Annotated in this window: 10 protein-coding genes; 5 read left to right on the top strand and 5 right to left on the bottom strand. The window is 67.6% G+C overall.

Annotated features, from left to right (window positions below):
• Nucleotides 1-107: 107 nt before the first annotated feature.
• The 4 genes from BKA07_RS02635 (at nucleotide 108) to BKA07_RS02620 (ending at nucleotide 6,199) form a co-directional block, all read left to right on the top strand.
• The gene (locus BKA07_RS02635) at nucleotides 108-1,709 is read left to right on the top strand and encodes an AMP-binding protein (protein WP_167949527.1); all 1,602 of its coding nucleotides are present in this window, start codon (nucleotides 108-110) and stop codon (nucleotides 1,707-1,709) included.
• The gene (locus BKA07_RS02630; RefSeq protein WP_342448971.1) at nucleotides 1,706-3,142 is read left to right on the top strand and encodes a beta-ketoacyl-[acyl-carrier-protein] synthase family protein; all 1,437 of its coding nucleotides are present in this window, start codon (nucleotides 1,706-1,708) and stop codon (nucleotides 3,140-3,142) included. Before BKA07_RS02635 ends, BKA07_RS02630 begins: the two co-directional genes overlap by 4 nt.
• A complete protein-coding gene (locus BKA07_RS02625) occupies nucleotides 3,129-4,334 on the top strand; it encodes an acyl-CoA dehydrogenase family protein (protein WP_167949526.1) in 1,206 nt (401 codons plus the stop codon). The genes BKA07_RS02630 and BKA07_RS02625 overlap by 14 nt, the downstream gene beginning before the upstream one ends.
• A gap of 194 nt (nucleotides 4,335-4,528) precedes the next feature.
• A complete protein-coding gene (locus tag BKA07_RS02620) occupies nucleotides 4,529-6,199 on the top strand; it encodes an amidohydrolase (protein ID WP_167949525.1) in 1,671 nt (556 codons plus the stop codon).
• Between the two features lie 23 nt (nucleotides 6,200-6,222).
• On the opposite strand, the gene BKA07_RS02615 is transcribed toward BKA07_RS02620, so the two are convergent.
• Together BKA07_RS02615 and BKA07_RS02610 are read right to left on the bottom strand one after the other, a co-directional pair.
• On the bottom strand, nucleotides 6,223-7,725 hold the full coding sequence (locus BKA07_RS02615; RefSeq protein WP_167949524.1) for a sodium:solute symporter family protein: 1,503 nt from the start codon (nucleotides 7,723-7,725) through the stop codon (nucleotides 6,223-6,225).
• Entirely contained in the window at nucleotides 7,722-8,093 is a 372-nt protein-coding gene (locus BKA07_RS02610) for a DUF3311 domain-containing protein (RefSeq protein WP_167949523.1), read from the bottom strand. The genes BKA07_RS02615 and BKA07_RS02610 overlap by 4 nt, the downstream gene beginning before the upstream one ends.
• Nucleotides 8,094-8,442: 349 nt before the next feature.
• On the opposite strand from BKA07_RS02610, the gene BKA07_RS02605 reads away from it, so the two are divergent.
• Nucleotides 8,443-10,077 (top strand): ABC-F family ATP-binding cassette domain-containing protein, encoded by a 1,635-nt coding sequence (locus BKA07_RS02605; protein ID WP_167949522.1) that lies wholly within the window; start codon nucleotides 8,443-8,445, stop codon nucleotides 10,075-10,077.
• 65 nt (nucleotides 10,078-10,142) lie between these two features.
• Here BKA07_RS02605 and BKA07_RS02600 read toward each other — a convergent pair whose 3' ends face one another.
• Genes BKA07_RS02600 through pdhA form a run of 3 tightly spaced genes read right to left on the bottom strand, consistent with a single transcriptional unit; the run spans nucleotide 10,143 to nucleotide 13,731 of the window.
• Nucleotides 10,143-11,609: a dihydrolipoamide acetyltransferase family protein gene (locus BKA07_RS02600; RefSeq protein WP_167949521.1), complete on the bottom strand. Its 1,467-nt coding sequence runs from the start codon at nucleotides 11,607-11,609 to the stop codon at nucleotides 10,143-10,145.
• Nucleotides 11,609-12,628 (bottom strand): alpha-ketoacid dehydrogenase subunit beta, encoded by a 1,020-nt coding sequence (locus tag BKA07_RS02595; protein ID WP_167949520.1) that lies wholly within the window; start codon nucleotides 12,626-12,628, stop codon nucleotides 11,609-11,611. Before BKA07_RS02595 ends, BKA07_RS02600 begins: the two co-directional genes overlap by 1 nt.
• Nucleotides 12,625-13,731, bottom strand: coding sequence for a pyruvate dehydrogenase (acetyl-transferring) E1 component subunit alpha (gene pdhA / locus BKA07_RS02590; protein ID WP_167949519.1), 1,107 nt, complete (start codon nucleotides 13,729-13,731; stop codon nucleotides 12,625-12,627). Before pdhA ends, BKA07_RS02595 begins: the two co-directional genes overlap by 4 nt.
• Nucleotides 13,732-13,801: the final 70 nt, after the last annotated feature.

Genomic DNA, 13,801 nt, shown 5'->3' with positions numbered 1-13,801 from the left:
GGTCGGGGCACACCGATACGGACTGTGCTGATGCGGATCGCCCCGGCACCGGTGCACCGACCCGCTTGCTCCGACACGGTCTGCCACGAACATCAGGAGGTTCATACGTGCCGATCACTTCGATGATCCTCGACGTCGCCGGGAGAGACACCGAGCAGCTCGCCCTCGTCGGTGCCGAGGAATCCCTGACGTACTCCGAACTCGTTGAGGACTCCCGCCGGATGTTCGCCGTCGTCGACGAACTGCATCGCGCACAGGCCGACCCGCCGACCTCCGCGCCGGAGACCGACGGCATCCCCATCACTGCGATCAGCACCACCTCGGCGTTTCACACCTCCCGCATCATCGCCGGGCTCGCCGGGTTCCGCGCGGTGTCCGCGGCCATCGACCCGCGCTGGCCGCTGGCTCACCAGCTCGGCGTCATCCGCACGACCGGAATCGGCCTCGTCATCAGTGACTCGCCCGCCCTCGCCGAGGCGCTCGCCGCCTCCGACTGGACCGGCACGGTCATCAGCTTCGCCGACTTCCGCGCCCGCGAGGCGGCCGTCGTCGCGGACGCGTCTGCACACCCCGCATGTGCAAATTCTGCTCCCGCGCCCACCGTGCGCGACGCAGCCGAACCCTTCCTCATGCTCTTCTCCTCGGGCACGACGAGCAGTCCGAAGGCCTTCATCAAGACGCGCCAACAGTACCGGGACAATGTCGCGGTCTCCGCGGCCCACCTCGATCCGCTGCCCGGCGTCGCGACCCTGGCGCCCGGCCCGGTCTCCTACAGCCTCACGCTCTACGCCGTCATCGAGAGCCTCGCGACCGGAGGCAGCGTCCACGTCGCCGACGAGTTCGACCCGATCACGATGGGCAGACGCATCGCCGCGGAGGCCATCACCCGCGTCGTCGCCGTCCCCGCCGTCGTCCGCGCCCTCGCCGAGGCGGCCCGCCGTGACCCCGAGCGTTTCCTCGGACTCGACCTCGTCGTCACCGGGGGAGCCAACCTGCCGGCCAGCATCCGCGAGCGCCTCGGCGAGATCCTGCCGAGCACGCGCCTCATCAGCTACTACGGTGCTGCCGAGATCGGATTCATCGGAGACAGCCGGGACGGCGACGGCACGTGGATCACCATCTACCCGAGCATCGGGGCGCAGATCCGCAGTGAGTCCGGTAGGCAGGTCCCCGAGGGTGAGCTCGGCACACTGTGGATCCGGGCAGCGGCCTGCTCGTACGGCTACGTCACCGGCACCACCGACGCCGTGCTGCGCGGTGCTGACGGATGGGCCACCGTCGATGACCAGGGGCGGATCGAGAACGGAATGCTGCAGTTGGCGGGCCGGGCCGGAGACATCGCGATCACCGGAGGCCACAAGGTCTCGCTGCCCGAGGTGGAGCGGGCGTTCGAGACGTATGCGAACCTCGGCGAGGTGTGCGCGATCGCCATCGACGACACCTCGTTGGGCAGCATCATCGCACTCGTCATCGAAGGCGGCGCCTCTGCCCCGGAGTCCGGCCCCGGTGCCTCGGGGACAGGTTCCGGTACCTCGGAGTCCGGCCCCGGCAAGACCGCACTCATCGCTCACGCACGGGACCGCCTGGCGTCGCAGTTCGTTCCCCGTCGCATCTATCGGCTCGAGCGCCTGCCCAGGACGGTCGGCGGGAAGATTCGGCGGGCGGAAACCGTTGACCTCATCATGGACGGACAGGGACAGCGACTGTGAGCGCGCGGACAACCGAGAACCGCAAGGCACGGGATACGGCGAGCCGCCGGGTCGTCGTCACGGGAATGGGTGCGATCACTCCCAGCGGCAACGACGTCGACACACTTTGGGACTCCGTGGTCGCGGGCAGGAGCGGAATCGGCCGGCTCGAGGGGCAGCAGTTCGAGGATCTGGCCGTGCGCATCGGCGGACAGGTGAGAGACTTCGACGCCGAGGTCCTCCTGCCCCGAGCGCTCGCCCGTCGTCTCAGCCCGGTTCAGCACTGGGCAATCGCCGCAGCCGATCAGGCCCTGGCACAGGCCGGCATCATGACCCCGACCGCCGAGCCGAAGACCGGCGCTGCCCCGAAAGCCGACGATCTCCCCTGGGACCGCTCCAGGGTCGCCGTCATCGCCGCGACCGGCTCCGGGCCCGTCGATGCCATGCAGGCCGCGACGCGTTCACTGCTGGAGAGTGGGCCGCGCTCCGTGCCGCTGACCCTGGCGATCCATGGTGCCCCCGACTCGGCCGCGGCACTGCTGAGTCAGCGCTTCGACTTCCGCGGACCCGGACAGGGAGTCTCGGCGACCTGCGCCAGTGGGGCCGTCGGCCTGGGCGAGGGACTGCGCCGAATCCGCCACGGCTACGCCGATGCAGTGCTCGTCGTCGGCATGGAGGACTGTCTCAACGCGGTCAACCTCGCTTCGAATGCGAACATGCGGGCGCTCGCCGCCGGATTCGAGGACGATCCGACCTCGGCCAGCCGCCCCTTCGACAGATCACGCTCCGGGTTCGTCATGAGCCAAGGAGCTGCCGCGATCCTGCTGGAATCCGAGGCCGGGGCCGAAGCACGTGGAGCTACGGTCCTTGCCGAGCTCGTCGGATTCGGTGCCGCCAGCGACGCCCACCATCCGACGAACCCGCATCCCGAGGGGCGGGGTGCGGCCGCGGCGGTGATTGAGGCCCTGGTCGATGCCGGACTGGATGCTGCCGACATCGACCACATCAACGCCCACGCCACCGGAACACCCGCCGGCGATGCGGCGGAGCTCAGCGCCTTCGACGCCGCCCTCGGCGCCCCTGCGCACTCGATCCCGATCAGCGCCACGAAGTCGTCTACGGGCCACCTCCTCGGCGCCTCGGGCGTGGTCGAAGCCCTCATCGCCATCCGAACGATGGCCGAGCAGACGCTGCCGCCGACGCTCAACCTCGGCGATCTGGAATTCGAGGGTTGGGACATCGTCGCGGGTGACTCTCGTGCTGTTGGGCATGCCGGTGGTCGTGAAAGCGGGACCGGTGAACCGGTCGACACCGTCCTGTCGACCTCGTTCGGCTTCGGCGGGCACAACGGCGCGATCGTGCTGCGGCGGCCCTCACCTGGACGTGCCGCCTCGACTCGCTGGCCCCCGCCCGCAACTGCCCCACGAGCAAGGAGACATCATGACCGACCGTGAGACCCACCTCGGCGAGCTGGCCGAGAAATATCTCCCCGCCGAGGTGTGTGAGCGCTTCCGCGAACGCGCGGGCGTCTACGACCGGGAGAACCGGTTCTTCGACGAGGACCTCGAGGAGCTCAAGTCGCTCGGCTACCTCACCCTGTTCGTGCCCGATGCCTACGGTGGTCCGGGGCTGAGCCTGCACGAGGTCTCGCGTCTTCAGCAGCGGCTGGCCGCCGCGGCTCCGGCCACGGCCCTGGCGATCAACATGCATCTCATGTGCACCGGAGTCGTCAAGGCTCTCAACGACCGCGGCGACGCCTCCCTGAACTGGGTGTTCGAGGAGGTGATGGCCGGTGAGATCTTCGCCTTCGGCATCTCCGAACCCTCCAACGACTGGGTCATGCAGGGATCGAACACGGAAGCCGAACCCACCGCCGACGGCGGATACCTGCTCACCGGGGTCAAGATCTTCACCTCGCTCTCACCCGTGTGGACGCGGATGATCGTCCACGGTGCGATCAACCGCGATGACGAGTCCATCGCCGGCCCCGACGCCGGTGAACCCGCCGAAGGCTCGTTGGTCTACGGCTTCATCGAACGCTCGGCCGAGGGCATCACGGTCTCCGAACACTGGGACGTGATGGGCATGCGGGCCTCGCAGTCGCGGGCGACGATCCTCGACCAGGTGCCGATGCGTCCCGAGCGCGTCTCCCGCACCATCCCGGCCGGGAAGCATCCCGACCCGCTGACCTTCGCGATCACCAGCAACTTCCAGCTGCTCATCGCCTCCGTCTACGCAGGCGTGGCCGCCCGGGCGCTCGAACTCGGCGCCGCCGGGCTGAAGAAGCGCACGTCCGCGAAGGCCGGAAGCACCTTCGCCGAGGTGCCCGAGACCCGCGCCCGCCTTGCCGACGCACATCTCGACTATCTGACCGTTCCTGCCATGCTCGATGCCTATACGAGGGACTTCGACGCACTCGTCGACCACGGCGCCGGTTGGCCGCTGCGCCTGGTGGGAGCCCGGATCAAGGCCTCGGATGCGGCCCGGAGCGCGGCCGAGACCGCACTCATGTGCTCCGGCGGGTCGGCCTTCGACAACGGCCACGAACTCTCCCGCCTCTACCGGGATGCGACCGCCGGACTATTCCACCCGCCGAGCCCCGACGCTGCCCGCCCCATGTACGCGGCGGCCCTGCTCGACGACTGACAGGTGATCACGGGCCTCCCGTTCGATACATACTGCCCGTCGTTCAACGCTGAGCCAGGTTTTCGCTGTTGCCTCGAGGTGAAAACCTGACTCAGCGTTGAGCGAGCGTCTCAGGCTCCGAGTCATCCGGATGGGACGTGGTGGGACGTGGCACCATGGCCGCAACCATATGAGCTGCAAGGACGGAGTTTCCGATGGAGGAGAGAACACCGACGATCGTGCGCGCGAACTCGATCGTGTCGCAGGCGAAGACGCGGTCAGGCGCCCAGAGATCCCTAGCGGCCCGAGACTCGGCTGCCAGCCCGACGCGTGACTCGGCCCGAGAACCCGAAGCGCTGGCGGTCACCGGAGAGATCATCACCGCCTCCGGAACACTGGCCGAGCTGAGGGACCGATTCCCCGGCGCCGAGGTGCTCGACTTCGGTGACTCGACGATCATCCCCGGTCTCAACGACGCCCACATCCACCTCGCCCTGACGGCCGGTGATGCCCTCCACCTCGACCTGTCCCACGAGGCGGTCCGGACGGTCCCCGCACTCTTGGACACGATCGCCGCCGAGGTGGGAGCAACCTCGGCGGGCGAGTGGATCAAGGGCAGCCGCTACGACGACGAGAAGACCGGGATCGTCCTTCGCGACGAACTCGACCGGATCGCTCCCGAAGTCCCGGTCCTGGTCAACCATGTCGCCGGTCACTGGGGCGTGGTCAACTCCGCCGGACTGCGGTGGTTGGGCATCGACGAGGGTTCGCCCGATCCCGACGGCGGACGTTACGACCGCTACCCCGACGGGCGACTCAACGGGAAGCTCATCGAACGGGCGCTGATGAATGTCCTCATGCCGGCCACGGCCCGCGGTGATCGCTTCATTCCCGGCGACACGGCAGAAGACCTGCAGCTCGGTGCCGCGCGGACGATCGCGAAGTGGAATGCCGCGGGACTGACCTCGGTCTGCGATGCGCTCATCAGCCCCCAGGACATTGCGATAATCTCTGCCGTGCGCGGGCAGGATGCGCTGAACCTGCGGATCGGCATGCTCCTGTCCATCGATCACTACGACAGGGCCGTCGACCTCGGTGTGGGCAGTGGATTCGGCGACGACCGGCTTCGACTGATCGGCGTCAAGGCGTTCCTCGACGGAGCCATCGGCGGGCGGACGTGTCTGCTGTCCGAACCCTTCACTGATCCCGCCTATCAGGGCGTGCAGACGACCTCGACCGAAGAGCTGCGGGCCAACGTCGAACGCGTCCACGCAGACGGCAACCGGATCGGCGTCCACGCCAACGGCGACGCCGCGATCCGACTCGTCCTCGACGCCTTCGAGGATGTCTCCCGTCGGATCCCGCGACCGGGACTGCGGCACCGGATCGAACACTGCAGCCTCATCGACGACGACATCCTCGAGCGGATGCACCGCCTCGGCGCCATTGCGGTTCCCTTCGCCGGTTACCCGGGCTATCACGGTGGGGCACTGAACTCCTGGTACGGCGAGGAGCGGATGCAGCGGATGTTCGCCCACCGGTCATTCCTCGACAAGGACGTGACGGTGGCCGGTTCCTCGGACTATCCGTGTGGGCCGTACCAACCGCTGTTCGGACTGCAGTCCCTGGTCACCCGGACCGGAGTCGACGACGGGGTCACCGTCGGCGAATCCCAGAGGGTGTCGGCAGCGGAGGCGCTGTCGATCTTCACCCTCGGATCCGCCGAGGCATCGGGGGAGGAATCGTACAAGGGCCGACTGGCACCGGGATACCTCGCCGACTTCACCGTCCTCGGGGACAACCCGCTGACCATCGACCCGCACGGAATCTCCGACATCGACGTGCGCGCGACCTATGTCGGCGGGGAGCAGGTGTACTCGGGCTGAGGGGCGTTGTGCCTGGCACTGCCTCAGGCGTCCATCTTCGCCCGCTCCGGCGCCGGGACCCAGCGGGGGTCCGGCTTGGCCAGGGTGACGATGACGACGACGATGAGGTTGGCCGCGATGGCCCACAGGCCGCCGTTGATGCCCAGCAGGGGATCGTGGCCCGTGTAGTGGAGGGCCACCATGGTCACCGAGCCGACGATGAGTCCGGCGGCCGCGGCCTGTTTGCTCATCCGCGGCCAGTAGAGGGCGAGCAGTGCGGCGGGAACGACCTGAGCGAGCCCCTCGTAGCTGAGCACGGAGAGTTCGACGAGCGCATCGGGCATGAGCAGGCTCATCACCAGGGCGATCACGCCGACGAGGAGGCACACCCACTGCGACAGTCTCTTCTGCCGCAGACCGCGAGCGGCCAGCTGCTCGGACGTCATCGAGGCGGCGTTCTTCGGTCCTGCCAAGCCGCCGCCGAGCACCGTGCGTCCCCACATCGAGCCGATCGAGAGCATGTACACGCTCATCGGGACAATGGCAGAGAGGGCACCCGCGACGCCGATGACGGCCACGAGCGGTGCCGGCAGCGAGTCGATGACCACCGAGAACAGCGCCAGGTCCGCGTCCTTGAGTGCGGGGATGACGAAGAGTGCGGCGACACCGACCATCATCGGCACGAGCAGCAGCAGCTGGTACCAAGGCAGGATGATCGAGTTCCTGCGCAGGGCATTCGCGGAGGTGCCGGACAGGTAGCCGGCGATCGACGTCGGGAAGACGGTGATCGTGATGCCGTTGAGGATGATCGTCGAGATGAACCAGGCGCCACCGTAGATGCCCTCACCGGCACCGGGGAAGGTCAGCCACTGCGACTTCTCACTCACGAGGCGGTCGAGCAGTCCGTCCAGGCCGTCGAAGTAGTGCAGCGGCACGTAGATGGCGAGGAAGACCACGGCGAGGATGACGAGCCCGTCCTTGAGGGCGCTGACCCACGCGGAACCGCGCAGGCCGGAGAACAGGATGAACGCCTCGGCGACGATGAAGGAGATGATGGCGGCGACCTTGAGGTCGATCGCGCCGTAGCTCATGGCATTGACGACTGCGCCCATGCCCTGGATCTGCAGCTGGATGTAGGGAACGATGAACACGGTCGCGAGCACGGCGACGAGGATGGCCAGACCCCGTGAGCGGAAGCGGTGTTCGACGATGTCGGAGAGGCTGACGAGCTTGTGCCTGGCCGCATAGGTCCAGAACAGGGGACCGACGAGGTAGGCGACGACGAGCCCGACGCTGAGGTAGCCGATGAGGTAGAGGATCGGCACGCCGTAGGAGTACGACCAGCCGGCGGTGCCGAGGAACGAAAAGCTCGTATACGTCTCGCCCGCCATGAGCAGCAGGATGAAGACGAACCCGAGGCCACGACCGGACACCGACCATTCGTCGAGTGACTTCTCGCGACCGCGGCCCGACCAGACGCCGATGCCGATGGTCGCGAGCATACTGATGCCGAAGATGATGCAGGCGATGACGGCGGAAGTGTTCATTTATCGGCCTCCGATCCTGATCCTGCGCCGTCCGTTCCTGCGCCGTCGGAGGACCCGCCGCTCGCATTGCCGGTCGAGGTCTCGGCGATGGCGAAGTCCTCACCGAAGGCGATATCGGAGGGAACGTACTCGGGAGAGTCGTTCCGGTAGTAGTGGTCACCGCGGGCGGCCATCCACACGAAGAACCAGGTGAGGATTGTGACGATGATCGTGTAGGTGAGAACGAACGGCAGCCCGAAGATCCGCGGCTCGATCGTGTTGGCCACGACCGGGGTGAGGACGTAGAGCACGACGGGAATGATGAGCAGGAGGAGCGAGAACCGCCGCCGAGGCGGACTCGACGGTGGCGAATCGTGGATCCGTGACATGCTTGACCTCTTCTCCCTCGAATTCTCCGCGCGGTCAGCGCCGGTGAATGGACTGAGCCAGGCTAATGGGGCGAGTCATCGACGAAGAAGTTCGTTTCGAAGTGTGGAATCGGTCGGTCGGCGCAGCTCGGTGATCTGTCGCGGCAAGGTGTGATGTCTGGTACTTCGCAGTGACCTGCGATGACGTGCTTGGTAGAATGGTTGACATGTACCTCGGCATTGCTTCGATGAAGCTGTGGGACCGCCGCTGACGGCGGCGGGACCTTCCTGAACTCTCGTTCGCCGTCCTGGCCATTCGCCGGGCGGCCCATTCGTGCTGTCCGGCTCCACGACGAGCTGCGAGAACACAATGCCGATCACCTCATCACACAGAACCCGACAACTTCCTGCGGGTTCGGCCGCACACATCCGCGCCGAAGGCCTCAGCGTCGCACTCGGCGGGCGGACGATCCTCGACGGAGTCGACGTCACGATCTCGTCAGGGTCGCGCCTGGCCGTCGTCGGTGAGAACGGGCGGGGCAAGACCACCCTGCTCCACATTCTCGCGGGCACGCTCACCCCCGACAGCGGGACGGTCGTTCGCGCCGGTACTCACGCCCTCATCGAACAGGATCTTGCCGCCGGGCATGACAGGAGCGTCGGAGACCTCATCGACGACGCCGTCTGCGAAGAACGTGCAGCCCTCGACGCCCTCGAGACGGCGACCCAGAGGATCGCCCACGGCGAGGCGAGGGCCGACGACGCATACGCCGAGGCACTTGATCGCTCGATCCGTTTGGATGCCTGGGACGCCGAGAGGCGCATCGACATCGCCCTCGAGGGGCTGCGCGCCTGCACGGATCGTGCCCGCCGCCTGTCCGAGCTGTCCGTCGGCCAGCGGTACCGAATCCGTTTGGCGACGGTGCTCGGAGCGAGCACCGATCTGCTGCTGCTCGACGAGCCGACCAACCATCTCGACGCGGCGGCGCTTGAGTACCTGACCGGGCGGCTGCGCGACCATCCCGGGGGCATCGCCGTGGTCAGTCACGATCGAGCTCTGCTGCGCGATGTGGCCTCGACCTTCATCGATCTCGATCCCAGCCGTGACGGCCTGCCCCGGACATATGCCGGCGGTTACGACGGGTGGCTCGAGGGGCGGCGGAGAGACCGTGAGCACTGGGAGCAGGACTATGCCGCCGAGGTGGCTGAGCATGCGCGTCTGACGCAGGCGGCAGACGACGCCCGCGGTCGGCTGTCGACCGGATGGCGCCCGCCCAAGGGCACCGGCAAGCACCAGCGTGCGACTCGGGCAGCGGGGATCGTCCAGACCTTCAACCGTCGGGTCGAGGAGCTCGAGGCGCATCGGGTCACCGTGCCCCAGCCTCCGATGCGCCTGAGGTGGCCGGAATCCCGCACGCGGATCGGAGGCAGGATTCTCACCGCCGACGAGGTCATGGTCACGGGCCGTCTTCGCGCGCCGGTGTCGGTGAGCCTGACCGGGGGCGACCGCCTGGTCCTCAGCGGGCCGAATGGTGCAGGCAAGTCGACGCTGCTGGCGGTCCTGGCCGGCCGGGTCGAACCGATCCGTGGCACTGTGTCCCGTCACGCGGACTCCCGCATCGTCCTACTCTCACAGGAAGTGCCCGAATGGGATCCGGAAACGCCGGCCCATCGCGTGTTCAGCGAGCACGTCGCCAGAAACGGTCGAGTTCGCGAGGAGGCAGCAGCCCTGTCCGGTCTCGGTCTCCTCGATGCCTCGACCACGGCCGCACCGGTGGGCCGACTGTCCCAAGGTCAGCAGAGGCGTCTGCAGCTGGCGATGTGCCTGGCAGAGAGACCGGACCTCCTGCTGCTCGACGAACCGACGAACCATCTCTCATCACCCCTCGTCGACGAGCTCACCGAGGCGATGGGAGCCACCTCCTCGGCGATCGTCGTCGCTACTCACGACCGGCAGATGCTCAGCGACCTCGAGTCCTGGCCGCGGTTGGAGTTGAGTGGCTGACCATCCGTCATGCTGCCAGCGGTCGACGACCGGTGCGACCCATTGATCGGCCCCGCGCCGGTTCGTCACAGCTCCGGCAGCAGCGAGATCGGGTTCTCGATGCAGTCGGCGACGAAGGTGAGGAACCTGCTCGGCTCCTCGCCGTCGCAGGCGCGGTGGTCGAAGACGAATGACAGGTACATCACCTTGCGCACCGTGAGCTCCCCGTCGACGACCCAGGGGCGTTCCTTGATCCGGCCGAGTCCGAGCATCGCGACCTCGGGCAGGTTGATGATCGGGGCGGACCCGTCGACTCCGAACACGCCGTAGTTGTTGAGCGTGAACGTGCCGCCGGACAGCTCCTGGGAACTGAACTTCCCGGTCGGGGCCTTGTCGACGGTCTCGGACACGGAGTCGCGCAGCCGGCGCAGGCTCATCCGGTCGGCGCCGTGGACGACCGGCACCATGAGGCCACGCGGCGTCTGGGCGGCCAGACCGAGATTGATGTCACCGTGGGTGACGATCTCGTTGTTCTCGGTGTCGATCGAGGAGTTGATGATCGGGTACTTCTTCAGTCCCGCGACGACGAAGCGGGCGACGAGCGAGAGCAGGGAGTACTTCTCGCCTGTCCGCGACTCGAGCGCGCGTTTTGTCTCGAGCAGCTCGGTGGCGTCGACGTCGAGCCAGATCGTGGCCTCGGGGATCTCCTGCCGGGAGCGCGTGAGCCGGTCGGAGACGACCTTGCGCAGTCCCGTGATCGGAGTCCGGGTGTCGCGGTCGGAGTCGAGAGCGATTGCCCCCGCCGAGGCGGCGCCCGACAGGTCGTCGCTGCTTGCCTGCGTCGAATCCGACGTCCCCGCGGGGACACTCGCGGTGCGCTCAGGGGTGGCACCGGTCCCAGAGTCGATCGCCGAGAGCACATCGGCGCGGGTGACGACCCCGCTGGGTCCGGTGCCGGGCAGGTGTTTGGCGCTGATCCCGTGGTCTTTCGCCAGCTTGCGCACGATGGGTGAGGACACGGGAGAGACTCCGGTGCCCGAAGCCGTCGTCGACGTGGCCTCGGGCGCCGGGGGAGTGGCGGCCGACGGCTGGGTGGAGACCGGCTGGGTGGGGGTCGGCTGCGCAGCGACCGGCGCGACGGAAGTCTTCGCGCCGAAGGACCGCTTCTTCGTCGATCTGGCCTTGGGCTCCGAAGTTCCATAGCCGATGAGATTCGCACTGCCGCTGTCATCCGAACCCTTCGACTCAGGACCCTCGGCGCCCGAATGGGCAACTGACAACAGGGCCTGACCTGCGGTTACGGTGTCACCGGCGCTGGCGTGCAGCGCCTCGATCCGACCGGCGAAGGGACACGGCAGCTCGACGACTGACTTGGCGGACTCGACCTCGACGACCATCTGGTCGACGTGGACCTCGTCGCCGACCTCGACCAGCCAGCTGATGAGCTCGGCCTCGGTCAGGCCCTCGCCCAGGTCGGGGAGGATGAATTCGCGGGCTCTCGTCGCGGAACTGTTGGAGCCGGCAGCACCGGACACACTCGTCTCGGCACTCATCACAGCTCCCAATCCCATGATTCGAGGGCGTCGAGGATGCGTTCGGCGGTCGGCAAGAAGTACTCCTCGAGTTTCGGGGACGGATAGGGCACGTCGAACCCGGTGATCCGCAGGATCGGGGCCGACAGGTGGGTGAAGTTGGCCTCCGTGACCCGGGCGGCCACCTCGGCGCCGTAACCGCCGAACTGGGCCGCCTCATGGACGATCGCGGCACGCGAGGTCTTGCGCACCGAGGCGGACACGGTCTCATCGTCGAAGGGTGACAGGGAACGCAGGTCGACGACCTCGATCGACAGTCCGTGTTCGGCACCCTCCTCGGCCGCGGACAGGGCCGTGCGCACGGTGGGGCCGTAGGCCAGCAGCGTCGCATCCGACCCTTCGCGCACGACCTGCGCCCGATCCATCGGAGCGGTCTGCACGGGCAGGGACAGCTCGTCCTTCATCCAGTATCGGGACTTCGGCTCCATGAAGATCACCGGATCCTCGGAGGCGATGGATTCGCGCAGCAGGGAGTAGGCATCGGCCGGATTCGAGGGGGTGAGAACGGTCAGGCCCGGGGTCGACGTCCAGTAGGCCTCGGAGGAGTCCGAGTGGTGCTCGACGCCGCCGATGTCCCCCGCATAGGGGATCCGAATCGTCAGCGGCAGGCTGACATGGCCCTTCGTGCGATTGCGCATCTTCGCGACGTGGGACACGATCTGCTCGAACGCGGGATAGGCGTAGGCGTCGAACTGCATCTCGACGACGGGGCGCATCCCGGCCATCGCCATGCCGATCGCGGTGCCGACGATCCCCGACTCCGCGAGTGGGGAGTCCCAGACCCGGTCGGGACCGAATTCCTTCCGCAGGCCTTCGGTGACCCGGAACACCCCGCCGAGGCGGCCGACGTCCTCACCGAAGACGAGGACGTCCTCGTCTTCGCTCAGGCTGTCGCGCAGGGCCTGGTTGAGGGCCTTCGTCATCGTCACCGAGACCGGTGCCGGAACATCGTCTGCCGTGGTCAGGGCGGTGACGGTCATGACTGGACCGCCGCAGCCAGCTCTGCCTCGAGGGTGGCCCGCTGCTTGGCGAGGCTCGCTCGAGGGTTCGCATACACGTGGGCGAAGAGTTCGCTCGGGTCGACTTCGGCGTCGGTGTTCATGGCATCACGGACCGAGGTGGCGAGCTCTTCAGCGCTCGCTGTGATCTCCTCGGCCGTGTCATTGTCGAGGACTCCGGCTCGGCGCAGGTGCGTCTCGAGGCGGTCGATGGGATCGAACCGCTTCCAGTGCTCGACCTCCTCGGCGTCACGGTACTTCGTGGGATCGTCGGAGTTCGTGTGCGACTCCATCCGGTAGGTCAGGCACTCGATGAGAGTGGGCCCCTCCCCGTTGCGGGCGCGCTCGAGGGCCGCAGTGACGGCGGCGAACACCGCGGCGATGTCGTTGCCGTCGACGCGGAGTCCGGGCATTCCGTAGCCGGCGGCTCGGTCGGCGAGCATCGTGGCATTCGCCTGTTCGCGCAGCGGGGTCGAGATCGCATACTGGTTGTTCTGCAGCACGAAGACCGTCGGGGTCTGCCACACCGAGGCGAAGTTGAAGGCCTCATGGGTGTCGCCCTCGCTGCTGGCGCCGTCGCCGAGGAAGGTCAGCGTGCAGGCATCCTCGCCCTTGAGCTTGGCGGCCATCGCGAAGCCCGTCGCGTGCAGGGTCTGCGTCGCCAGCGGTGTCGCTGCAGGTGAGGTGTGATACTCGTGCGGGTCGAAGCCGCAGTGCCAGTCGCCGCGGAAGGCGGAGAGGATCTCGGTCACCGGCACGCCGCGGGTGAGCAGGGCGGCGGTGTCGCGGTAGGTGGGGAACAGCCAGTCATTCGGTGCCAGCGCCGTCGTCGCACCGACCTCGATTGCCTCCTGACCGGCGGCGGACGGGTAGGTCGCGAGACGCCCCTGTCTGGTCAGGTGGGTGACCTGAGCCTCGAAGCGACGGGCCTCGACCATCTTCTGGTACAGGCCCAGGAGGGTGCGATCGCTCGGGACCGTCAGCCCGTCGGTCGGAACGTCGGTGGTCTTTCCGTCTGCACCGATGAAGCTGACAGGCTGCAGCTGGGGCAGTGCGCGGCGAGTGGTGGGAACGTCGATGGTCATGACCCCATGGTGGCGTGACCCGCGTCACCGATCCAGGGTCTGTCGGCAGGTTCGGACGGCGCGTGCGATT

This window comes from Brevibacterium marinum (assembly GCF_011927955.1).
GTDB classification, from domain to species: Bacteria; Actinomycetota; Actinomycetes; order Actinomycetales; family Brevibacteriaceae; genus Brevibacterium; species Brevibacterium marinum.
This window is presented reverse-complemented; position numbering and strand designations above follow the sequence as displayed.

Coding starts and splice junctions, on each gene's coding strand:
- BKA07_RS02600 (WP_167949521.1), bottom strand. CDS start 11,609: ATGAGTGCCGAGACGAGTGTGTCCGGTGCTGCCGGCTCCAACAGTTCC.
- BKA07_RS02605 (WP_167949522.1), top strand. CDS start 8,443: ATGCCGATCACCTCATCACACAGAACCCGACAACTTCCTGCGGGTTCG.
- pdhA (WP_167949519.1), bottom strand. CDS start 13,731: ATGACCATCGACGTTCCCACCACTCGCCGCGCACTGCCCCAGCTGCAG.
- BKA07_RS02620 (WP_167949525.1), top strand. CDS start 4,529: ATGGAGGAGAGAACACCGACGATCGTGCGCGCGAACTCGATCGTGTCG.
- BKA07_RS02615 (WP_167949524.1), bottom strand. CDS start 7,725: ATGAACACTTCCGCCGTCATCGCCTGCATCATCTTCGGCATCAGTATG.
- BKA07_RS02625 (WP_167949526.1), top strand. CDS start 3,129: ATGACCGACCGTGAGACCCACCTCGGCGAGCTGGCCGAGAAATATCTC.
- BKA07_RS02595 (WP_167949520.1), bottom strand. CDS start 12,628: ATGACCGTCACCGCCCTGACCACGGCAGACGATGTTCCGGCACCGGTC.
- BKA07_RS02610 (WP_167949523.1), bottom strand. CDS start 8,093: ATGTCACGGATCCACGATTCGCCACCGTCGAGTCCGCCTCGGCGGCGG.